Below are 23,205 nucleotides of genomic sequence, written 5' to 3'. Positions count from 1 at the left end.
ATGATTCAAAATGTTGTAGACACCCTTTACCGAAACCCTAAGGCATTTATGAAGCACGTTAATCGGTTTGGTGGATATTTAAATTATAGGCGCATGCTGCTGGCAATGAAAGAAATGCAAATCAGCGTTAATCATCTACCAATCGTATCATCCAATCCAAATGGTAAGCAACTCTATTTTTTAACTGGGAAGAAGTATTTCTATCAAACACTATTTTGCATCGTATCGTTAACTAGGTGCACCCAATTTAGTTTTGAATTTGTGCTTGTTGATGACGGTAGTATGGATGATGATTTTGAAATGCTGGTGCGTAAGCATATTCAAGGTGTTAAGATTTACCGGAGTAATGATATCGAGCAAAGGCTAATTCATTATTTACCAACTACATTATACCCCAACATCGTTCAGAAAAGGAAGGTATATCCACACATTAAAAAGCTTACCGACATTCATTGCCTAACTGAGGAGCCAAGTTGGAAACTGGTATTAGATTCAGACATGTTGTTTTGGAATAATCCAGATGAACTTTTAGAATGGCTCAAAAATCCTGAACATCCAATCTATATGAATGATTGTGTCGAATCTTATGGCTACAGTACAGAACTGATGACCACTTTAGCCGGTTCGGCAATACCCAAGCTTGTGAACGTAGGTGTTATTGGGTTAAACAGCGAAAACATTGATTGGAACAAGATTGATCAATGGATAGGTGCATTAGAGAAAAAGGAGGGTACCTCTTACTATCTGGAACAGGCACTTACTGCAATGATTATTGGAAGTGGGCAAGCACACATACTTTCTAAAAACGCTTATATCGTAAACCCAACATTTAAACAAGTAGAACAGCAAAATGGTGTATTACATCATTATGTAGATCTCTCAAAGGAGGCATATTTTAAAATTGCATGGAAAAAAATTTAAATAGCCGTGTACAGTCGCTTTGGATTGGCGGGCAACTTTCTAACGTAGAGAAACTTTGTATCCAGTCATTTATCGATCACGGGCATGAATTTCATCTTTATACCTACGAGGAAATGAAGGATCTGCCTGTAGGAACGAAATTGTGTGATGCAAATGAAATTATGCCCGAACAAGAAATATTTAGGTATAAACATGGTTGGGCCAAGGGATCGGTGTCTGGTTTTGCAGATGTTTTCCGATTAAAATTAATACAAAAAAAAGGCGGTTGGTGGGTTGATATGGATATTATCTGTCTCAAGAAACTTGATCAAGCGGATGACGATCTATTTTGTTCTAGTTATGAAGGTGAATATGGTTCCCTAGTTAACAATTGCATATTCAAATTGCACAGCAATAGCCCATTTATTAAAACTTGCCTCGATTACATTCAAAAGATCGACTTAGAGAACATGGATTTTGGGTTGGCCGGGCCATTTCTTTTTCAGAAAGTAGTAAGGGAATTGGAGCTGTCTGATCAAGTGAAACCGTTTCAAGCCTTTAACCCTATCTCCTGGAAGAATATTGGCGAACTCGTTTTAGATAGAAGGTCATCATCTGCCAGACTGAAAGAGCACTTAAGGCCATTTATGAAAGCCAGTACCATGCCTGGCAGAAGAATTACCGAGCAATCCTATACGCTGCATTTGTGGAATGAAGTTTGGAAAAATAGTAGTTTCGATAAAAATGGTGTCTACTCCAAAAATTCTCTTTTCGAAAAATTAAAGAAGAAGCATCAGATCAGTTGATGTTGAACTCCAGCAAACTCGTTTCTTTTTGTATCCCAGCTTACAACGCTGAACGCACAATAAAAGCCACACTAGCAAGTATATGTGCGCAAACCTATCTCGAGATCGAAATCATCGTAATCGATGATGGTTCTTATGATAACACTTTTTTATGTGCCAAAGGAATTGAAGACCCCCGGGTATTTAGCTACCGCATCAACAATTCAGGTGCAGCAGCTGCAAGAAATGAAGCTTACAAAAGATCAAATGGAGAATTTATAATCTTCTTTGATGCTGATGACATTATCCCAGTAGATTTCTTAGCTAATCAGATTCACAAACTCGATGGTAGAAAAAAATCTTTAGTGATGTCTGGTTGGGGGAGATTTTATGATGATAGTCTGGAAACCTTTAGCGAAAATTTTATTCCTAGTGGAACCCTCACTTTCGTAGAATGGATTGAACAATATTGGATGGACTGTAACCCAATGACAAATCCGGGAAGGGCATTATTACCAAGAGATTTGGTTGAAGAAGCTGGCCTTTGGGATGAAACGCTAAGTTTAAACGATGACTTAGAATTTTTCACCCGGGTGTTTGCAAAATGTGATAGCATCATACTCAACCCATCCAGCAAACTTTACTACCGTTCCGGGCATTATGGAATCTCCGCTCAAAAAAATGGCAGCGCTTACCAATCACTCGCAACATCCGTTATAATGGCTACTCGGTTGGCAGTAAAAATTTTTCCGAATAACAAAATGGTGAAGGCAGCTTCTGCTAACATGCTTAAGAGTTGCGTTTATGAGATTTATCCATCTTCACAGTCGCTGGTTGCCACATTAGAAAAGGAAATTAGCAAACTTGTGCCTCCAACGGTAAAATTTCAGTCGAGCGGCGTAACCGGTATCCTGAAGCTATTGCTGGGTTGGAAGCTTACAAAAAAACTTAAATTGGCACTTGCTAAAGGAAGGTATGCCTAAGGTAAGGGTATTTGTAGTAACTTATTTACGCCATAAACTGCTTGAACGTGCATTACAGTCATTGATTAAGCAAACCTATCCCGATTGGATAGCTGAAGTGCTTAACGATGCACCTGAAGATACAGGGGTCGAAGATCTAATAAACCAACTTGACGATCCGAGGATTGTACTTTCAAAACCCGCAATAAAACGCGGCGGTACGGGAAATTTCAACTATGCCTTCACACAACATATTGATGAGGATTTTGCATGTATCCTGGAAGATGATAATTGGTATCATCACGATTTCTTGCTTAAAATGATCGGGGTGTTGGAAGATCAGCCAGATTTTGCCGTGGCAATTTCAAATGAAAAAATCTGGGTGGAACACCAGGATGGCCAGTGGGAAGATACAAACAATACAATATGGCCAATTGACGAAGGAGAAATTATCTTTCATGATACGATGGCTAACAAATGTGGTTTTGCAAAAGTTTGCAACAGTGCGACCATGTGGCGGGTAAAAAATATCGAAAAGGTAAATTTGCCCATAGATTTACCAATTGATGTTACAGAACACTTTAGGGAGCGTATTTTGCCACATCCGTTTATCCTGATAAATGAGCCATTGGTCCATTTCGCAAATACGCTCGACACAAATCGCTCGAGCAATAGTCATTTATGGGGGGCTTATCAAGTCCTTCTTGTTGCTTCTGTTTTTAGGAAAGTGCCATCATCACAAAAAAGTCGACTTGCTGAAAAACTATGGGATACTGCAAGAGCTAACAATAATCCCTATAAAACTACCTTGTTACACACCTCCCTTGCAGAAAAAGGCGCCTTCATACTTTTAAAGAAAGCCACATTTTCCGAAATACTAAGATATATGCTAACATGGTTTAGACGGCCGGCTAGATGTTACAAAATCATTACCGCCCCAAAGCGGTATCAGCAGCACTTCAAATTCTTGCTTAACCATTTCGACAGCAGTCAATTAAATTGAAACCTGCAGCATTAAGTATACTTATTGGAAGAACGTTAGTAAAGCCTACACCTCCTGTTTTGAATCATCTATCTCAATCTCATTTAAATTCGGTAGATTATATCAGAACAATAGCTTCGTTGGCGGTAACCATTTTTCATCTCGGCGGAAAAACTTTACCCGTCTTAAACTATGGATGGTTAGGGGTTCAGATGTTTTTTGTTCTATCCGGTTTCATCATTTGTTGGTCTTTCCCCAAAAACTACCAGCTGTATAACTTTTTTCCTTTTTTTGCCAAAAGATTTACCAGAATCAATCCACCCTATCTGGCATCTATCCTGCTGTTTGTCTTAATCGATTTCTTACTATATCACCATCACACTAACTGGGTAAATGCGCTTGGTCATTTTTTCTATGTTGATAAGTTCTTTAATCAACCTGCTTTAAATCCAGTCTACTGGACATTGGCTATTGAATTTCAATTCTATTTGTTAATCGGATTGATCTTCCCTCTTTTAAATAAGAAATGGGGGATTTGGATTTTACTTGCTTTCAATTTTCTTTGTTTGATCATTCCCATTTCCACACCCTCTTTGCTCAATTTCTTCCCACTTTTTAGCTTAGGCATATTGGCCTATTACATCCTGAGCAAAAAAATTGATGGTTGGATGTTGTTGTTCATGTTATCCCTATTGCTGATCATTAGTTTTTACCGTCTACAAATACCGCAAACCTTAATTGGCTTAGGTGCATTTTTGCTGATTCTTACTCCGTTAAAGCCTAATCGAATAGTTGCGTTTTTGGCTAAAATTTCTTTTTCATTGTATCTTACTCATGACATTATTGGCAGCAATTTCGTAGTGGAAGCAGGTAAATTGGTTACCAAAACGTTTCCCAACAAGGCGCTTATCTTTCTCGGAGGATTTGCCATCAGTATTTTGACTGCCTGGATATTTTATATATTGATAGAAAAGCCATTTATCCAATTATCTAAAAAAATCTCTTACAAACGGATGGTTCGGAGTAGCGCTGTATGAGTGATAAAAAACACATTTGCCTAATCAGTCAGTCGCACCTTTGCAGAAATCCGCGGGTACTCAAGGAGGCGATTGCTTTTTCCAGAGCCGGTCATTACGTTACCATTGTAAATAGTACCTTCTCGCAGGTTTTTAGTGATGAAGACGATAAATTAATTCAGGGCTACAATATTGCTATTCGCCCCATATCAGCACTTAATAAAAAAGATATTGCCTCGTACACAGATAGAATTTTATTTAAACTGGGAACCTTTTTAAATGCTTTCTTTCGTGTAGAGAACTATTTTGCATTGGGTTATGGCTTACATCGGTATGCTAAACCATGTGCGTTGCTTAGGGCAGATTTATACATCGGCCACCAGGAAGCCGGGTTATATGTGGGTAACCTATTATTGAAAAAAGGCTTTAAGGTGGCTTTTGATTTTGAGGACTGGTATGCTGAAGACCTCCTGCCGGCAGAGCAAAAAAAGCGGCCATTACAACTGATCCGGAAGCTGGAAAAAACGGCGTTGCACTTCGGTTACAAGAGTTACACCACCTCGAATGTACTTGCCGAGCAACTATCGATTCATTATAAATGCCCAAAGCCTGCAACTATTTATAATGTTTTTGAAAAACCTAATGTAATCAATAAGAAGGCAATCTCAAGCAACTGCATCAAACTGTTCTGGTTTTCTCAAACCATCGGACCAGGCCGTGGATTGGAAGGTATAATTGGCATTCTCTCTGCCGTAAGCGTAAACATCGAACTCCACCTGTTAGGCGCCGTTTCGAAATCCTTTCAGGAAAAGCTTATTGCAACATCAAAAAACCAATTCAAAATTGTTTTTCATTCAGTGGTATCGCCTGATGCTTTACACGAAAAAATATGTACTTTCGATATTGGATTGGCGCTCGAACAATACCATCCCCCTAGTCGTAATTTAACCATTACCAACAAATTTTTTCAATATTTACAGGCTGGCTTACCGATCATATCGAGCTCAACACTCGGTCAGTTGGAAATTTTTAACAAATATAAGCCAGGTTTTCTAATCGAAGATGTAGCGGAAAGCGAAGTGAGTGCGGCGCTTGAACGATGGTTAAGGGACGATGCAACGATGAATGAAGCGAAGCGCAGGGCTATTGTTGCCGCAAATGATTTGCATTACGAAATTGAAGTACAGAAACTAATTAACTATCTTAAACTCGATGTATCATAACATGAAAGTAAGTTTACAGATCAACGTTGCCCCAGGAGACTATCCATTGGTAGAACATCTTTTACCACATCAGCTGCGCCTGCTTAGTAGTCAGGTAGATGAAGTGGTTATTACGCTAGAAACAAAGCCTAGTAAGGGCAGGTTTGGCCAAAACTGGTCGGCAAATAAAGATAAATTAGATGCGCTTCTGACTGAAATAGCCAAGCAACGCCCCATTAAGATTATTCCTGTAGATTATAGTAAGTCTGCAAAGAAGGCTGTTGCATCTTACTTTTTTGGCTTAAATAGCCTTCCAGACAAAGATCACCGAGGAGGCCCATTTTTTAGTTATTTTTTTGGATTACACGCTTGCACTAACGATCTGGTATTACATCTTGATGCGGATATGTTCTTGGGTGGCAAAAGTATCACCTGGATCACAGAGGCAGAAACACTATTTGCTACTGATGGAGAGGTTTTTACGGTATCGCCACTACCTGGTCCGCCAACAGCAGATCAATCTTTAACCGGGCAACAAATCATCCACCAATATACAACAAAGCCTTACATGTTCGAGTTGGGTGGCTTTAGCACACGGATATTTATGATCAAAAAATCCGTATTCCAAAACCAAAAACTAAAGTTGGGCAAGCCTAGCTTTAAAAACCAACTTAAGGCGCTTTGGTTGGGCAATTCAACCGCCGACTTGCCAGAACACCTCGTTGAAGACTTCATGAAGCAAAAGAAACTTAAGCGCATCGATTTTCTGGGTGAGAATGGTGGCATGTGGTCACTTCATCCACCCTACCGAACTGAGCTATTTTACAGCACGCTCCCGAAGCTTATCCACAAAGTAGAGCATCATTTAATGCCCTATCTCCAGTTTGGTTTCTATGATATTGTAGATGATTTATTCGACTGGACCGAAGCAAAGCGGAAACTAAAAATTCGCTAGATAAACAATAATGTCAAAATTATCTGCTGTATCTAATGAAACAATAGTGGTTATGGTGTCGCTTGGGAACAGAACGCATTTGAGCGACTATACCTACCCAAGGTTAGCATCATGGGCGGCAACGAATGGCTATTCAAGTATTCTTTTAAAAAAGGGATACGAGCATGAAACCTATCGATCGCCACATTTTGCCAAATTGATGGTACACAAGATTTTACCCAATTTCAAGCGCTATATTATTGTAGATGATGATATTATCATGAGTCGATATGCACCGAAAATGGAAGAAGTGCCACCCGGCCATGTTGGCCTTGTACCCGATGCGGTACAGCAGATTACCACAGCTAAGCATGTTACCTGGAATGCAAATTCTGGATTCATTGTTTGTGATCAAACGGCTTTAGCCCTTTTGGAAAAAGCTTATGCCGATGGAGAATACCATTCGGACGAAGTTGAAAATCAAATCTGGGGGCCATTTGACCAAGGCATATTAAACGATGTCCTTTTCAAAGCAAATAAAATTTATAAACTAGACTGGCGCTGGAATTACCAGGCAGTGATCGATTTCTATTCCAGAACAGGCGGTTGGGAAAGATGGAAAACGTCTAAGTTCTATAGAATTTCATATTATATTAGTTTGGTGCTACCTTTTTCGAATAACAGGAAATTATTGTTGAAAGCATTTGGAATTCATATGACCATGGGTCTTTATCCCAGGTTTTTTGATAAAATTTACAAATAAATTTGAAAAGGGTACTTATTATCTCTCCTTACTTCGTTCCCTGCAATACGGCAGATATGCATCGTATTCGCATGAGCACACATTATTTTAAACAATTTGGTTGGGATTATGAAATTGTTGCGGTGGATGAACGTCATTGTTTAACAGTTAAAGAGGAACACCTAAACCAAACTTTACCAGCGGATGTTGTGGTCCACCATACACAGGCTTTAAACATTGGGCTAACTAAATATATTGGCTTAGGAAGTTTAGCATTGCGCTCTTTACTATCTTTCCGAAAAACAGTTAATGTGCTGTTAAAGCATAATAAATTCGATTTAATCTACTTTTCTACCACGCAGTTTCCTGTACTCATCCTCGGTGGATATTGGAAAAAGAAATTTAATATACCGTATGTTTTTGACATTCAAGACCCCTGGTATTCTACTTATTATGATGACAAGCCAAAATCTCAAAGACCCAAGAAGCATTGGTTTTCTTCTCGCCTGAACAAGGTGTTGGAGCGGATAGCTATGCGAAATGTTGATGGAATAATCAGCGTATCGGAATCTTACATTCATACTTTAAAAAAACGATATCCCCGATTAAACGGTGTACCCACTGACGTAATTACTTTTGCATCATTCAAAGGCGATACAGATTTCGTTAAAAACCATACCGGGCTTTTTCGTCTTCCGTATAAGAAGGAAGCAGCAACCATTAATCTGGTATATGCTGGAAGAGGTGGGCATGATTTGCAAGATGCGCTATTGATTCTTTTCAGGGCTTTTAAGCAGGGGCTTGCAAACAACTACGAAACTTTTAGTCGTTTTCGCTTTCACTTTTTAGGCACCAGTTACGCAGCAAGCCAGGGTGTGCCAACCATTTACCCTATTGCTGAAGAAATGGAGTTGGCAGAATATGTTAAAGAGCAAACCGATCGGATTCCATTTTACCAAAGCATTTACGCACAAATTAGCGCAGATGCCTTGCTCATCATTGGTTCTAACGACCCTCAGTATACGGCATCAAAAATTTATCCTTATATTATGGCAGAGCGACCCTTGATAGCCTTCTTCCATTCGAAAAGTAGCGCAGCGAAAATCGTTGCTGATACCCAAGCTGGGGAAGTAGTGATGTTAGATAGACCTGAGGTAGATGGGATTGAACAAACCTATCATTACCTGGCTCAGCTCGCGGCAGGCACATTGAAGAAAACAAGTCCCGACTGGAAGGAATTTGAGCGTTACAGTGCTGCAAATATGACGAGCAGGCAGTGTGAGTTATTTAATCGCGTAATTAATAAAGAGCTGATTCATGTCGACATTCATCCCTGAAGAAAAAATGGTAAATAATCTACCTAAACTGGCCATCATTGTATCTCATCCCATCCAATACTATGCCCCATTTTTCAGGTTGCTTTCTGTAAATGTAAACTTAAAGGTATTTTATACGCTAGGCGATGCCGAACAATATGATGCAGGATTCAAACAACAAGTTCGCTGGGATCTCCCCTTACTGGAAGGTTATGATTATGAATTTCTTTCCAATACATCTGCTCAACCGGGTAGCCACCACCGAAATGGAATTGTTAACCCAGATTTAATTGCCCATATCACCAATTTCGAACCGCGAGCGATTTTGATATATGGTTGGGCCTACCATAGCCACCTGCAGGCGATGAAGCATTTTAAAGGTAAGCTTCCGGTTTGGTTTCGGGGCGATAGCACACTTTTAGATTTGCAACCACTTTACCGGAAAATACTGCGTAAAATTTACCTGCGTTCAGTTTACAAAAATGTAGATCATGCGTTTTATGTCGGTACAAATAACTACCAATATTTCAAGGCAGCGGGATTACAAGACCGGCAGCTGACTTTTTCACCTCATGCTGTAGACAATGAACGCTTTTCTACAGATCGTTCTATTGAAGCACAAAACTTACGGACACAGTTGCAGATTCCTTCCAGCGCAATTTTAATTCTGTTTGCCGGGAAATTCGAAACAAAAAAAAGCCCTCTTTTATTATTGGATGCTTTTCTGCAGCTTAAAAACCGGAATGCTCATTTACTATTTGTAGGGAATGGAGACTTGGAGGAAAGTTTAAAGTTCAAAGTTCAAAGTTTAAAGTCCGAAGTGCGAAGTGCGAATGTTGGAAGTGGGCCATCAATTGTTAATCCAATCCATTTTATGGATTTCCAAAATCAAACGCAAATGCCTGTGTTATACCAAGCTTGCGATTTATTTTGTCTTCCATCTGGCGGCCCTGCCGAAACGTGGGGCTTGGCAGTTAATGAAGCAATGGCTGCCGGGAGGGCAGCATTAGTCTCCAACCGCGTAGGCTGTGCCGTGGATCTGGTATATGACCGAGAAAATGGTGCCGTTTTTAATGCCGGAGACGTAGCCGATTTACTCGAAAAATTAAGCATATTGTGCCGTTCTAAATCGCTATTACAGGAAATGGGTAAAAAGTCTAAAGAAAAAATTGCGCAATGGAGTTTCGAGAACCAGGTGAAAGCATTTTTATCAGCATTTTAAAGGATGAGACAAGCAAGCGAGAAATCTAAAACCATTGTACCGCTTTACTTACCAGTGGTAATGGCTTACCTTTTTAGCGGGCTCCCCATTGTATCGTATTTTATTGCCTGGATCGGGTCATTCTTCATCTTCTATTGGACATGGTTCTCGCCTTCGGTTTACCTTAAAACAGATCTACCCGTTTATAAACAAATTATGCGCCCTATATTTCTTACGCAATTCGTTTTTGCCGGATTTATGTGCTGCACTTCCATTTTCTATTTTATGGATCATTTGGGTTATCGCTACCTTACAGAAGTGGCGCAAGGTTTAAAATTTCAGGGATCTGAACAGACCTACCTCATCGCTCAATGCCAGCGATTATGCCTACTTGGGCATGCGGCACTCGTAACTGGAATGCTTCTGCAAATTCACAGGAAAGAAACCATAATCAAAAACTATCCTAGCCAAACCAACCATAACTACCTCATTCGTTTAAGTTTAATCAGCTATGTTATCGGCTTCGTCTGCCAGTATGTGCCTGGATTAAGCCAGATTGCATTTCCGGTGTTGGCAACAGCGGTAAGCTGTGGGGCGGTTTTGCTGGTTCGTGGTGTAGTAGAAAAAAACCTGAATTATCTACTTGTTGGCGCATTTATTTTCGTTGGCAACTTTTTAAACGCAACATTAAGCGGATACAAAGAGCCCATTATCATCAATGTCATTATACTCGCCTGCCTATTTTTACCTTTCTACCGAAAAGTAATTCTTTGGATGGCGATTCCCGTAGCCTATATTTTGCTCTACTTCTTACCCACCTACAATACCGTGGTGCGGCAATCCTGGTCTGGTGAATTATCTGCAGAAGAAGCCCGATCGGAGGCTTTTGAGACCCTTTTAGGAAATGAAAACGAAGAACAAATTGAAGAAACCAACTGGACTTTCCTTACGAATAGGCTTAGCGAGATGGATATGTTTACCAAATTTGTCCGCTACGTTCCAGCCAGCCGGGATTATTATGGTTTCGAAATTTTGAAAGATTCTTTTGAGGCACTCATTCCGAGAGTATTCTGGAGAAGTAAACCCAATATGGAAGAAGTGTCGATGGCCAGGGTTTATGAAGCCGGCGTAGTGAGCAGGTATTCTGTCGTTTCTGCTAAAACCCGCCCTGTGGTAGACGCTTATTTAAGTTGGGGCATCCCAGGCGTATTTATCTGCATGTTGATATATGGCGTGGTGATGCAGCGCATGTGTAACCTATCAGAAGAGCTTTTTGGAGGTTATGAATTGGGCTGCGTAGTCGTCTTTAATAGTTTATTTCAGCAGATGTGGCGGGGAAATAATTTCGAGTTTATGATTAACAATTTCTTTTACAGCTTTCTGATTATGTTGGCTTTGAGCAAAATCTTAATTGCCTTTAAAATACTTATACCGAAAATAGCCATCAAAAGAAACTAAAATTATTCGATTGAAAATTATTCAAGTTACAGCTTCCTACAAACCTGCATTTATTTATGGAGGCCCTATTCAATCGGTAGGAAAATTATGCGAGGCCTTGATTCAACATGCAGACGGGGGGCAGACGAAAGCCTGCATTGAAGGCAGTGCGCCTCTTAGTCTGGAAGTCATCACCACCACCGCCAATGGAGCTGATGAGCTTGAAATAAAAAGTGGAAGCCCGCAAATTGTCGATGGTGTACCCGTAACTTATTTCAAGCGTTTAACTAAAGACCATACCCATTTTTCTCCACAACTGTTGTGGCATTTGCGGAAGTTGCTTATCAATACAAAAGCGAAGGAAATGCCTACTATAGTGCATATCCATGCTTGGTGGAATATGGTTTCAGTTTTAAGTTGTTTGGTGGCTCGTTGGTACCGGGTGCCTGTAGTGCTCTCTCCTCGGGGCATGCTTACCTCGTACACTCAGCACAATAGAAATTCGATCGCAAAGCGATTTATCCACTGGATTATCGGCAAACGTCTGCTGCGCTATTGTCATATCCATGCTACCAGCACCCAAGAGCAGGTCGAGATAAAGCAAATGGTTCAGTCAAAAAGCAGCCATGTTATCTGGAATCTGGCAACAAAGGATATTCATCGATATAACATGATGAATTATCCCGCAATTGCGGATGAAGATCAAACTTTCCGGTTAATTTTTCTGTCTCGTATTGAAGAGAAAAAAGGTTTGGAAATTTTATTTGATGCCTTAAAGCACCTTAAGAAAAATTGGCACCTGACTATTGCTGGTGCCGGTCTGCCAGGCTATCTTGCGAGCTTAAAAACCATTACCAAACAACTTCAGCTAGAAAATCGTATTACCTGGGTTGGGCAAATTGCAGACACTGAAAAATATGCGCTGATGGCCCGACACGACTTGTTGGTGCTCCCATCGTACAATGAGAACTTTGCCAACGTGGTGGTCGAAAGTTTGAGTGTGGGCACCCCGGTGCTGGTTTCTAACCGGGTTGGCCTGGCAGATTATGTGCAGGAAAATGGGTTTGGTTGGGTCTGTAAGCTCAATGCCGACGACCTTAGACAACAATTGGAGGTGGCATATCATGATCTTGATAAAAGAAGGTGGATAAGGGCATCGGCTCCAGAGCTGATTCAAAGCGCTTTCAGCGAGAAGACGTTAGTAAACAATTATTTGAGGATGTACGAGGAGGTCTTAGCGTAGCATGGAGTTCAATAAACAGTTCAGTTTCATTATTCTTACCTATAATGAGGAAACGCATTTACCACGGCTTCTCCAGTCGATTCAACAACTGAAAGCTAAAACATATATCCTTGACAGTGGAAGTACAGACAATACGCTGGCGGTAGCTGCTTCATTTGGGGTTGAAGTTAAAACACATGCCTTCGAAAATCACCCTAAACAGTGGCATTATGCACTAGCAAACATTCCTATCTCTACCCCCTGGACAATAGGCTTGGATGCCGATCAAATTGTTACCCCAGAACTTTACCAGCTGTTGCAGAATTTTAATGATACCAACTACCGCCAGGTTAACGGAATCTACTTTAACCGAAAAAATTTTTTCCAGGGCCAGTGGATTCGTTATGGGGGTTACTATCCTATTTTTTTACTCAAAATGTTCCGCACAGGGGTGGGATATTCTGATTTAAATGAGAACATGGACCATCGGTTTTTGGTAACTGGAAAAACGGTTGTGTGGAAGAAGGGGCATCTGTTAGAGGAAAATTTGAAAGAAAATGACATAGAATTTTGGTATCAAAAACACGAAAGGTATAGCAACCTTGTGGCGCAAGAGGAGCTCGAACGTTGGAAGAAACTCCGAGTTCAGTCAATCAAACCAAATGTTTTCGGCAGTCCTGATGAAAAGAAAGCATGGTTAAAGTATATTTGGTGGAAGCTCCCGCTTGGCATTAGGCCTTATCTTTATTATGGTTATCGAATGCTATTCAAACTTGGTATATTTGACAGCAAAACGGGAAGACGTTTTCATTACCTCCAAGGTTTATGGTTTCGAAAACGGGTAGACCAAAAACTTTCAATGCTAAAAAAACAGCATCTTAAATGAGCGAAATCAATACCACACCACAAAAAATAGCCGATAGGAAAGCCATCACTTTTGTTATTTCTATGTTCGTGATGTATCTCATTTATAGTCAGGGTAATCTTTTTATGAATAGCGTGATGACGCCAACCGGCAGGTTTTACAATCCATTCATCGCCAACCACTTTAATTATATAGCCGGTTTAAGGTTAGCCATTATTGCTCCATCTACTATGCTCATAAAGGCATTTGGCTTCTATGCAATACACAACCACCAGGATATTTTAGTTGTAAACGGCCCTTATTTGCGGGTAAGTTATTCTTGCCTGGGCTTAGGCGTAATGAGCTTCCTCGCTGCCTTTACCTTCGCCTACCCAACCAGTTGGAGACGCTCCTTAAAAATGCTTACGATAGGAATTATTTTGGTGTACATACTTAACATTTGCCGGATTGCTGGTTTAGGCATTATTGGAGGCGCATTTAAATCTAGCCGGAGATATTTCGAGTATCATCACGAAGTTTTCAACGTAGCAGTCTATATCATTATATTTACGCTACTTTATTTTTGGGTTAAACGCAGTACCCCGAATAAACAGTAAAGTAATCTCCTAACTAACGTAAATTGAATAAGGTACAACTTTATAAAAATTTCAATACCGGCAATTATCAGATTGGCGCTAGTGCACTAAAAAGAACCTTTTGGTATTTTGTCGACCTAATATTCTTTAAATCGCACATCATTCCATTCAGTGTAGTTCTGGTAGGCATACTCCGGTTATTTGGTGCGAAAATTGGAAAAGAAGTACGCATAAAGCCCGGTGTTCACATTAAACATCCATGGAAGTTGGTTATTGGCGATTACTGCTGGATTGCCGATTGCTATATTGAAAATCTCGACTGGGTATTCATAGGCAAGAACTGTTGCATCTCTCAGCGAGCGATGCTAATGACAGGCAATCATAATTATAATAAAACAGGTTTTGATCTCATCATTAAACCAATTGTTTTAGAAGAGGGTGTGTGGATTGGCGCAAATGCCAACGTGGCGCCAGGTGTTACGGCCCATTCACATGCCATCCTTAGTTTCGGAAGTACGGCTACCCAGGATCTGGATGCCTACGCTATCTACCAAGGCAACCCTGCCATTAAAACTAAGACAAGAATCCTCAGCTAGCTTTAGCTAGGCCCGAGCGCTTCTGCGCAAGTACCATTAACCCTACTCCCCCAGCCAAAAGCAAAGGTACGTAATCGTCTATTGGGCAAGCATTAGGATCTACGCCTAATATTGCATCCGGATCGCAGGGAATACCTGGGTCTTGACGGGCTGACGCATCTTGTAGGGTAGAGATAATGATAATGCATACGAATAGAGCGGCTAGAACAATGGGATAGAAATATTTCATTTTAGGGATGTGATGTTATAACTTCAAAATTTTCGATCTACCAATAGAGATGTTGTTATTAATCAACTCGATAATGTAAGTACCGGTGTTTAGTTTGCTCAAATCAAGGCTGAAAGTATTTGATGTGGACGTTTTTTGTACTAGAACTCTGCCGTATACATCAATAACTTTTACGAAAATTTCTCCAATATAGTTTTTTTCTAAATCGATATTTATTTTATTGACAACCGGATTTGGGTAAATCTTAAGTCCTTTGATGGAGATAGACGAAGAAGTACTGAATTTGACGTTTACAATGTTCGAGTAACTTGTCTGTCCATTTAGGTCGGTTTGCACTAAACGGTAAAAATTATCACCTTGTGCCGGTTCACTATCTACTGCGTTATAAACCGTTCTATCATCGCCATCAAGGCTGATTAGTTTAGTAAAGTTGATACCATCTATAGATTTCTGCAGGGTGTATTTAACTGGCTTTGGATTGGAATTGATCTTCCAGCCTAAATTAACATTTCTCCCCGCTGCAGCTCCATAAAAGTTCAAAACAGTATTGGTTAATAAGGGCTTTTCATCAAAAATCACCTCAAACCGATTGTCTCCGTAGCTTTCTGCCACCGCCCTGTTAATATTGAAATTATAGGAAACGGCATCTGATAATTTTACCGTATCTGCTTTATATTTGTCTACTAAATAAGCCTGGTATTTTTTATCGAGGCTTTCCAAACCTGCAGGCACCAGCTTAAAATTCCCGCCAAGAGTACTAATTGCAGACAGCCTTACCTTGGTATCTTTTTGTATTGCAGGATAACTGTTAATGGCCAGCTTGATGTTGTCTGAAGAGAAACTTGATAAGAAAGTTGTTCCATTGCCGCCCATGTCGAACGCATCTTCCCCTTCGTCAAATACTTGCTTATTACTCGGGTTAAAAGCGATTACAATATCGTCTTGCGCATTACTATCTACTTCATTAATCATTTTTAGATTAAACATTTGTGGCTTTATTACTGCATTTTGTACGCCTTCGATGCCCATTAACAAAATTGGAGAAACAGCTGTTTTAAGCTGATTGGTAACTTTAGCAGTTTCCCGAAACGTGATGGCAGGTGATGCCGCATTGGCTTTTACGAAAAATCCCTGTCCGCTGGCAATGTATCTTGAGGCACCCCCGGTAGCAGCTACTGCTCCAGTGCGATCCGCAACTCCAAAAACTTTTGTTTGTGGATTAAGCACGTAAATGAAATTGGTTAAGTTGGTATAGGTGATATTTGCAGATTGCAAATCGATGGTAGATGGATATGGGTTACCGACTAAATTGTAACCATCTGCTGCATTAGCGGTATTGGTATAGGTTAGCGCCGGAGAATAGTTCTGCTGATTTAGCACACCACTGTAAACTAAGGTATTATCTTCCGGTTTAACCGAAGTACTAAATCTACTAACACTTGTTACGTCTGCCGCTGACCTTAAACCTCTAAAGAAAAAATACATCCCCTCGCCCACCCTGAAAACATTATTTGTAAGTGGTAAACCAATGGGAATATAATCTGCAGGTGATACGCCTCCACTCACTGGCTCACTGTAACGATATATGGTTGGATTATGATTTGGCGACCAGTCAAAAAGCGAAGCATTGCCTGCTGATGATGCACCTATGTTAGCCGCATCTGGACTTCCAGTAATGTAGGTGTTTTGCTTTAGGTTGAAAACATTATAATTTGTTGCTGAAGCCACCGGATGTACAGCTGAGGATAATAGACGGTATCCCCTTCTTGCATTATCGTTCCCACCTTTCATAAAGCGTTCTACAAATACATCACCAGTAATAATTGATGTGTTTGGAATGGCTGCAACAGATGCAGTAAAATCTTCAACAGATTTTAAATACAATACACCACCTGATGCCAGTTGTGTTGATGCGGCCATAGTGAGTACCCCTGATCCGGCGACTGAAAATTTACCACTGCCGGTTGCAGACATTGTTTTAGTGCCAGCACCCGAGAAGTTGACATTGTTAAAGACTATACCGGCACCGGAGTCTGAACCGGCATCAGATAGAGATTGCGCAGCAGTACCGGTGAAGTTTACGGTAACATTATTGGTTAAGAAATCGACCTCACCACCCGTTGAAGTCCAGTTTCCAAAGACCGAGGTATTACCAGAAAATGTTTTTGTTCCAGCATTAGAAAAATTAATGGCTCTAAATACAACTCCAGCACCACCATTTGAGCCGGCATCTGTGATGGTTTGGTTAGTTACTCCATCAAAATTGATGGTGACATTATTTGTAGATAGGTTGATGGTAGATGAACTGGCCGAAGTCCAGTTGCCTCCCACATTAGTTGGCCCGGTAGCAAAAGTCTTAGTGCCGCCACTCATGGTTAAACCGCCATCGTAAGAACCTTGTGGTACCGTCTGGCCTACACCATCAAATTGCGTATTGAAGTTCCAAGTTTTTCCAGTTGGAATAGGTGTGGCTGTTGTATTTTGAGTTCTTAAGGTACCAGTTCCAGATGTTGAGGCGACAGTTCCTGCTATAGCATTTGTACCAACATTAAAAATATTTGAAGCGTTTATAGCTAAATTTCCATTGACTGTTAAAGCCTGAGCAGTGGTTGTGGTGGTAGATGCATTATTAATGGTTAGGTCGTTCATGGTAGTATTCGGGAAAGTACCTGTACTCACTCCTCTGAACTCATAATTTCCAGCATTGTCGAACACTTCAGTCGTATTAGCACCAGGGAACGAACCTGTTAAACCTGTAGCATTGGAGGTAATCAAGGTTCCGCCAGCATTTAAATTCACTGTACAGGTTGTGTTTGAATTCACTTCTGTAATTGCAAATAATCCTAAGTTCAATGTTCCACCATTTAATACTGTTAGAATACCCCTGTAAGTAACTGATCTTGTTAAAGGTAAATTTGACTTCAATTCAAGAACAGCTCCACTCGCAACATCGAAATTTACAAATGTATTATTGGTGACAGGCGTATTTGTATAAGTTTGCGGAGCGGCGACCGTACTTGGTCCGGTAAATATTATTTTCCCATTTGGAGTACTTGTACCAAAACCAGATGTTGTTAAAATGCACCCAGTATTATTATAGTTTCCAGCTAAAGAAACATTTGATGAACCAGTAAGACTTGTATTAAAATCATATGTGCCGGAAGAAGTTAAATTCATGTCGCCGCTAATTGTTATGGCATTACTCGCACTTAGATTGTTTTGAACGAAATTAGCGCTTCCACTTAATGTAAAGTCGCCTGCTACTGTAATCGTACCACCCAATGTTTTGTTAGCACTACCACTTATAATTAGGTTACCATAGCTTTTTGCTGGTATTGTTTGATTAGCCGTTAAACTGAAGTTAACTGTACTATTTGCGTTAAGTGTTCCAAGATTAGGGATAGTTGCGTTTGATATGGTAAGGGTGCCGGCATTAGATACATCAATAAGGGTAGATGTAGAAACTGCGAAGGTAGATGGTATGGTAAAGTTGCATGCTGAAGCGCCATCACCAACAATCACTTTAGAACCTGCTCCTGTTACTGTCCAAGCAGCTGTTATCGTAGGACTTGCTTGATTTCTGATATTAAATATTTGGTTGGCGGCAGTAAAACTTGCTGGAGATGCTCCGCTACCATTCGTATTAACACCCCAGGTAGCCAGCGTACTTAGACTACCTGTCGATTTTGAATAGTAATTTGTTTGGCCAGCAGCCCCCATACTAAAAAGCACAAACAATAAAAAAAATGGTAAAAATTTCGGCCTAAAGAGATAGATTCCGGAGATCCGTTCTTGTACAACATTTTCCATAAGCGCAATTCGTTTGGGACTAACAGATAGGTATGGTCTATCTGAATGATTTACGCAAAAATAAAAATATAATCGCAATTGATATTAGTCAATTGAATTTAGTTCTTTACAAATGTCAACAACCCCAATGAATTAGCTTTTATTGCTATCTACACTTACATCCCTTTAAATATTTTCTTCCTGCCAATTAACTCGTTAGTGCCATTGTTAATAATTTCGATAATATAAGTGCCCGCAGGTAATGTAGAAGCATCCATATTCCACGATTTAGTTTTAGATAAATAACGTTGCACAACCTTGCCGAAAATATCAATCAACCTCACATTTACATCTATTTGATCTTTTAAATTAAGATCTATGGTATAATTAGATTTGAAGGGAATAGGGTATAATTTAAACGGAGCTTCGGTAATTGAAATGGTATTAACCGTTAAAGGCAGAACCGCTGAATAGCTCACATAACCATTTACATCTTCCTGTTTCAACCTATAGTAGTAAGTATTTCCAGGTAAATCTAAATCTCTAAAAGAATAAATGGTCCGATCATCTGATTTAGCATTAAAAACATCAGTATAACTGTTTTGATCAACCGATCTTTGGAGCGTGAAGGTTACGTCATAAGCCGGCGAAGAAGCAGGTTTCCACGCAATTGATACATCATCTCCTGCAACACTACCCGTAAAACTGAGCAATTTTGCAAGGTAAGATGGCTTTTCTTCAAAACTGATTTCGAACCTATTTGCAGCATAAGTTTCAGGGATAGAGCGATTTACAGCGAAGGAATAACTAGGTGAAATATTAAGCTTTACCGAGTCAGCTTTATAATGATCAACCAAAAACACATTCCACTTCTGATCAATCGAGCTCAAATTTCCCGCAGCGAAGGTAAAGTCGCCAGATACGGTACTGTTTGCAACAATTGGAATCCGCAGTTTGCTTGTAATAGCAGGCAATGTGTTTATGGCTACCCTTACCTGGTCTGTAGAAAGGCTTGATAAAAATGTTGTTCCGTTACCACCAAAATCAAATGCATCCTCGCCATCAACATAAGCCGAACTGGCTAGCGAATTAAAATTGAGTACAATATCATCTTTCGCAGTCGTATCAGTAGTACTCTCCATCGCCAGTTTAAAATAGCTTGGGGTCGCTTTGGCAATAGGAGTTGTGCCCATTAAAAGTTGCAAGCCTGTTAACTGGTTATTTACTTTATGGCTTTCATTAAATCTTATGCTTTGTCCGGTAGCTGTTGCTTTAACAAAAAAGCCCTGTCCACTGGCGATATATCTTGAGGCGTTACTGGTTGAAAGGCCAGGATTAGTGGCTCCAGATTTAAGATAAACGGTAAACTGCTTAGTAGAAGGATCGAGATAGTAGAACGTTCTTAAATTAGGGTTGTCGGTAGCGAAGCCTGTAGATTCTACATCTATGGTAGATGCATAAGGATTCCCCACTAAGTTAAACCCATCTGCTGCGTTACTTGGAGTAGTTGGGGTGTAAGACAAATTGAAATTAATGACATTTTGTATTAGATTTCCTTTAAAAGCCACTACATTATCTTCGGGAATTACAGCCGTACTAAAACGAGAAATGCCATTGGCATCGGTTGCTGTTTTTTTACCTCGATAAAATAAATACATACCTTGCCCTTGGTTAAATAGGTCGGTAGATACAGAGGTTATAGGCGTATAATCTGCTGCTGAGGCATTGCCTAGATTACTTTCTTTGTACTTGTAGATGGTTGCCCCATTATTTGGAGAGGCGTCAAAACCATTAGCAACACCGCCAGCGCCGGTAATGTACATGTTTTGCATGAGGTTAAGTACATTATATTGTGTTGCTGTTTGCCTCACAGGCGATGATACCAAACGATAACCCCTCCTCGCATTCGAACCACCTTTCATGAAACGTTCAACAAATGCATCTCCAGTGATAGCTGAGCCAGCAGGGATAGATGCAACGGTGGCCGAGCTTGATGCTGAGGATTTTAAATACAATATCCCTCCGGCATTTACGGTAGAATTTCCTGATAATGAAACGATCCCATCAGGGGCAATTGAAAATTTCCCGCCTGATGTTGCTGTAAAGGTTTTCGTACCGCCTCCACTGAAAGTAACATTCTTAAAAAATACTCCGTTGCCATTATCAGAACCGTTATCTGTAATTGTCTGGGTTGTTCCATAAAACATCATATTTACGGCATTGGTTGTTGCATCAACTTTCCCACCAGTCGAATTCCAATTTGCTTTAATCTTAAAGTCTCCGGCAAGGACTGTTTTAGTGCCAGCCCCTGTAAATCGCACAGAACTATAGCCAATTTCAAGGTTTGGATTGGCGAAAGGGTCTTGCCCAAAAGAAGCCGCAGCGGGATATACTTTTTGTGCAACATCACTGTTGTACTCAATTGTAGAGCTGGCTCCAGCAGTAAGCAAAACAGTTTTACCTATAGTTGAAATATTATCCAGAGCGGCAGGCCCTGTAAACTTCAACCCTCCGCCAGCAAGGTAGACTCCCGAAATATTGTTGGCACTTCCATGCGTACTTATTATTGAATTGATAGATGTGGTGTTTTGATAAACCAGTATGCCTGAATTATTTGTTCGATAAGGGGTGCCATTTCTGGTATATGAATTGACAATCAAATCAGAAGTGATTGTAAAATTTACATATGTTCTAATTCGAGTGGTATTGTTTGTGTTGAGTATAACAGCGGCAGATAATGAAGACAAGGTTCCAATATTAACATTCTTCGCAATAACCGCCCCCGTTCCTAAAAAATCTGTTTCGATGTCTGCATTGGCAGCATTTGCCTGCGTTATCGTATTATTTACATTAAGGGTTCCATTGATTGTGAAATCAATTTGCTTAAGCACACCAAAAGTTACACTACCAACCGTGGTTGTTCCTGCTGAGATAGTTGGTTGGTTATTAAACGAAACTGACGAACCCACTCTCGCTACGTCATATGGCCCGGGAATACCATTTGGCGTCCAGTTAGAAGCTACTGTCCAATCGCTACTCGTATTGCCGTTCCAGTCGTAGGTGGTAGACACTGCTACAGGAAATCCTGTTTGGAAAAAAGATGCATAATTATCGTCTCCGGTTGGACTAACCGCGAAGTCTATAGCCGTAGTTCCTGCGGGATTAAATGGGTTTCGAGCCTGAAGAAGCAGAAAATAATAATGTGAAGTAAATAGCGATCCGTCACGATTCCCGGATGAATAATAGTATTGCGGACCATCGTTAGTGTTCGTAAGATCGATCTGGTTGGTACCGTTGTTAAACACGCTAATATCTTTCAAATATATATCTGCGGTAGAGAACGATGCATCAAGCGATTTATAAATTCTGCCCGATTGATAAATGCCTTGAGGATTTCCGCCTGAAGCGGTAAATCTGATTCTTCCAAATTCGATATCTCCCCTAATGTTTACTCCAATGCCATAAGGAATTACGTTAGTTTGTCCAGGTGAAATGGGTTGAGGTGTAATGCCATTGCTTGCAGCAGTAATTGGTTCATAGTAAACCTGCGCAGCATACATATTTAGGTCATCCCATGTATATCTTCCCGCAATATTACAATTAGATTCTAAATAAGAATAGCGGTAATTAACGGCACTCGCAGAGCCGTCATCGTAATTACCATTATACGGGGTTGTTGCTCCTGAAGACATGTTAAGGACATACACTTTCCATTGCCTTGTAATATAGCTGCGTACAACCCTAATCTGGTATTTAACGCCATTAGTAATGGGAATATCAGCGCAAAGTGGTTGAAACTGGCCAGCTCCATTGCCACTTGTTTTGTACCGAAGTCTTATGCTTGTACCTGAGTGGGTGAGATAAACACCAAGAGTATTATTGCCATTAGTACCAGTGTAACCAGTTGTGGTAAGCCAATATCTCCACGAATTTGCATCTGGTGTTGTTTTATCTATTTCGCCTCCATTAGCAGTTGCCGAATAGTCTATTTCCCACTCCCAGTTTTTAGTACTTAACGATGTCCCCGTTCCGTTACCAAAAAAATTCCACCTGATGTTTGATAAGGTTGTGCCTGCATTTGCAGCAGCAAGTTGGTAGCCCGATGGTGTTGCGGAAACCAGTGCGATAGTAGATGCACCAGTGCGAGTCGCGGTAGCCCCTAAATTATTGTTATCGAAATTATTATAGTAAAAGTCTTCGCCCGATGATTCTTGCGCTCGGAGTGGAAAATGAAACAAGAAGCCAAAAAGAACGAGTAGCGTAAAAGATCTTTTCATAAATAGGGACATATTGATAAGCGATGAACAAAAATAATCATTATTTAGACATTTGTATTATTAATTTGACTTATATCTTCATGTTTTGATCACTTAATACGAAAAATAAAATGCAAAATACTGTTAGTCAACGATATATAAATATTATCAATCGTGATACAATTTTTTTGGAACG

General features: G+C 40.2%; 18 protein-coding genes. 15 read left to right on the top strand and 3 right to left on the bottom strand.

All coding sequences use genetic code 11. From position 1 onward, the window contains the following. Genes OQ268_RS15340 through OQ268_RS15270 form a run of 15 tightly spaced genes read left to right on the top strand, consistent with a single transcriptional unit; the run spans position 1 to position 14,735 of the window. Positions 1-921, top strand: coding sequence for a glycosyltransferase family 2 protein (locus OQ268_RS15340; protein ID WP_265857353.1), 921 nt, complete (start codon positions 1-3; stop codon positions 919-921). Next, positions 906-1,706, top strand: a complete 801-nt coding sequence (locus OQ268_RS15335) for a capsular polysaccharide synthesis protein (RefSeq protein ID WP_265857350.1) — start codon at positions 906-908, stop codon at positions 1,704-1,706. The genes OQ268_RS15340 and OQ268_RS15335 overlap by 16 nt, the downstream gene beginning before the upstream one ends. Beyond that, positions 1,706-2,668, top strand: a complete 963-nt coding sequence (locus OQ268_RS15330) for a glycosyltransferase family 2 protein (protein ID WP_265857349.1) — start codon at positions 1,706-1,708, stop codon at positions 2,666-2,668. Before OQ268_RS15335 ends, OQ268_RS15330 begins: the two co-directional genes overlap by 1 nt. Further along, complete coding sequence (locus OQ268_RS15325; RefSeq protein WP_265857347.1) at positions 2,661-3,650, top strand: glycosyltransferase family 2 protein; 990 nt, start codon at positions 2,661-2,663, stop codon at positions 3,648-3,650. The genes OQ268_RS15330 and OQ268_RS15325 overlap by 8 nt, the downstream gene beginning before the upstream one ends. Further along, positions 3,647-4,666 carry an acyltransferase family protein gene (locus OQ268_RS15320; RefSeq protein ID WP_265857345.1) on the top strand — a complete coding sequence of 340 codons (1,020 nt, stop codon included), beginning with the start codon at positions 3,647-3,649 and terminating at the stop codon, positions 4,664-4,666. The genes OQ268_RS15325 and OQ268_RS15320 overlap by 4 nt, the downstream gene beginning before the upstream one ends. Next, a complete protein-coding gene (locus tag OQ268_RS15315; RefSeq protein WP_265857343.1) occupies positions 4,663-5,868 on the top strand; it encodes a glycosyltransferase family protein in 1,206 nt (401 codons plus the stop codon). Before OQ268_RS15320 ends, OQ268_RS15315 begins: the two co-directional genes overlap by 4 nt. A 1-nt stretch (position 5,869) precedes the next feature. After that, entirely contained in the window at positions 5,870-6,802 is a 933-nt protein-coding gene (locus OQ268_RS15310) for a hypothetical protein (protein WP_265857341.1), read from the top strand. A 10-nt stretch (positions 6,803-6,812) separates the two neighbouring features. Next, positions 6,813-7,544: a glycosyltransferase family protein gene (locus OQ268_RS15305; protein WP_265857339.1), complete on the top strand. Its 732-nt coding sequence runs from the start codon at positions 6,813-6,815 to the stop codon at positions 7,542-7,544. A 2-nt stretch (positions 7,545-7,546) separates the two neighbouring features. Next, entirely contained in the window at positions 7,547-8,860 is a 1,314-nt protein-coding gene (locus tag OQ268_RS15300) for a glycosyltransferase (protein WP_265857338.1), read from the top strand. Next, entirely contained in the window at positions 8,841-10,061 is a 1,221-nt protein-coding gene (locus OQ268_RS15295; RefSeq protein ID WP_265857337.1) for a glycosyltransferase family 4 protein, read from the top strand. The genes OQ268_RS15300 and OQ268_RS15295 overlap by 20 nt, the downstream gene beginning before the upstream one ends. A gap of 3 nt (positions 10,062-10,064) precedes the next feature. After that, positions 10,065-11,498, top strand: coding sequence for an exosortase Y-associated Wzy-like protein (locus OQ268_RS15290; protein ID WP_265857334.1), 1,434 nt, complete (start codon positions 10,065-10,067; stop codon positions 11,496-11,498). Between the two features lie 10 nt (positions 11,499-11,508). Continuing rightward, complete coding sequence (locus OQ268_RS15285; protein WP_265857332.1) at positions 11,509-12,720, top strand: XrtY-associated glycosyltransferase XYAG1; 1,212 nt, start codon at positions 11,509-11,511, stop codon at positions 12,718-12,720. Between the two features lies 1 nt (position 12,721). Beyond that, positions 12,722-13,585 carry a glycosyltransferase family 2 protein gene (locus OQ268_RS15280; protein WP_265857330.1) on the top strand — a complete coding sequence of 288 codons (864 nt, stop codon included), beginning with the start codon at positions 12,722-12,724 and terminating at the stop codon, positions 13,583-13,585. Beyond that, a complete protein-coding gene (gene xrtY / locus OQ268_RS15275; RefSeq protein ID WP_265857328.1) occupies positions 13,582-14,160 on the top strand; it encodes an exosortase Y in 579 nt (192 codons plus the stop codon). Before OQ268_RS15280 ends, xrtY begins: the two co-directional genes overlap by 4 nt. Before the next feature lie 23 nt (positions 14,161-14,183). Then, positions 14,184-14,735, top strand: a complete 552-nt coding sequence (locus OQ268_RS15270) for a WcaF family extracellular polysaccharide biosynthesis acetyltransferase (RefSeq protein ID WP_265857326.1) — start codon at positions 14,184-14,186, stop codon at positions 14,733-14,735. On the opposite strand, the gene OQ268_RS15265 is transcribed toward OQ268_RS15270, so the two are convergent. The 3 genes from OQ268_RS15265 to OQ268_RS15255 form a co-directional block, all read right to left on the bottom strand. Next, positions 14,728-14,964: a hypothetical protein gene (locus OQ268_RS15265; protein ID WP_265857324.1), complete on the bottom strand. Its 237-nt coding sequence runs from the start codon at positions 14,962-14,964 to the stop codon at positions 14,728-14,730. The genes OQ268_RS15270 and OQ268_RS15265 overlap by 8 nt on opposite strands. 15 nt (positions 14,965-14,979) lie before the next feature. Further along, the gene (locus OQ268_RS15260) at positions 14,980-18,774 is read right to left on the bottom strand and encodes a T9SS type A sorting domain-containing protein (protein ID WP_265857323.1); all 3,795 of its coding nucleotides are present in this window, start codon (positions 18,772-18,774) and stop codon (positions 14,980-14,982) included. A 155-nt stretch (positions 18,775-18,929) separates the two neighbouring features. Then, on the bottom strand, positions 18,930-23,030 hold the full coding sequence (locus OQ268_RS15255) for a T9SS type A sorting domain-containing protein (RefSeq protein ID WP_265857321.1): 4,101 nt from the start codon (positions 23,028-23,030) through the stop codon (positions 18,930-18,932). Positions 23,031-23,205: the final 175 nt, after the last annotated feature.

Source organism: Pedobacter sandarakinus (genome assembly GCF_026240095.1).
Lineage (GTDB): Bacteria > Bacteroidota > Bacteroidia > Sphingobacteriales > Sphingobacteriaceae > Pedobacter > Pedobacter sandarakinus.
The sequence above is the reverse complement of the archived record's forward strand: the minus strand, read 5'-3'. Positions and strand labels throughout refer to the sequence as shown.

Bases quoted from the DNA above. Each gene is read 5' to 3' on its own strand.
- OQ268_RS15340 (WP_265857353.1), top strand. From the start codon at position 1: ATGATTCAAAATGTTGTAGACACCCTTTACCGAAACCCTAAGGCATTT.
- OQ268_RS15335 (WP_265857350.1), top strand. From the start codon at position 906: ATGGAAAAAAATTTAAATAGCCGTGTACAGTCGCTTTGGATTGGCGGG.
- OQ268_RS15330 (WP_265857349.1), top strand. From the start codon at position 1,706: ATGTTGAACTCCAGCAAACTCGTTTCTTTTTGTATCCCAGCTTACAAC.
- OQ268_RS15325 (WP_265857347.1), top strand. From the start codon at position 2,661: ATGCCTAAGGTAAGGGTATTTGTAGTAACTTATTTACGCCATAAACTG.
- OQ268_RS15315 (WP_265857343.1), top strand. From the start codon at position 4,663: ATGAGTGATAAAAAACACATTTGCCTAATCAGTCAGTCGCACCTTTGC.
- OQ268_RS15310 (WP_265857341.1), top strand. From the start codon at position 5,870: ATGAAAGTAAGTTTACAGATCAACGTTGCCCCAGGAGACTATCCATTG.
- OQ268_RS15305 (WP_265857339.1), top strand. From the start codon at position 6,813: ATGTCAAAATTATCTGCTGTATCTAATGAAACAATAGTGGTTATGGTG.
- OQ268_RS15295 (WP_265857337.1), top strand. From the start codon at position 8,841: ATGTCGACATTCATCCCTGAAGAAAAAATGGTAAATAATCTACCTAAA.
- OQ268_RS15290 (WP_265857334.1), top strand. From the start codon at position 10,065: ATGAGACAAGCAAGCGAGAAATCTAAAACCATTGTACCGCTTTACTTA.
- OQ268_RS15280 (WP_265857330.1), top strand. From the start codon at position 12,722: ATGGAGTTCAATAAACAGTTCAGTTTCATTATTCTTACCTATAATGAG.
- xrtY (WP_265857328.1), top strand. From the start codon at position 13,582: ATGAGCGAAATCAATACCACACCACAAAAAATAGCCGATAGGAAAGCC.
- OQ268_RS15265 (WP_265857324.1), bottom strand. From the start codon at position 14,964: ATGAAATATTTCTATCCCATTGTTCTAGCCGCTCTATTCGTATGCATT.
- OQ268_RS15260 (WP_265857323.1), bottom strand. From the start codon at position 18,774: ATGGAAAATGTTGTACAAGAACGGATCTCCGGAATCTATCTCTTTAGG.
- OQ268_RS15255 (WP_265857321.1), bottom strand. From the start codon at position 23,030: ATGAAAAGATCTTTTACGCTACTCGTTCTTTTTGGCTTCTTGTTTCAT.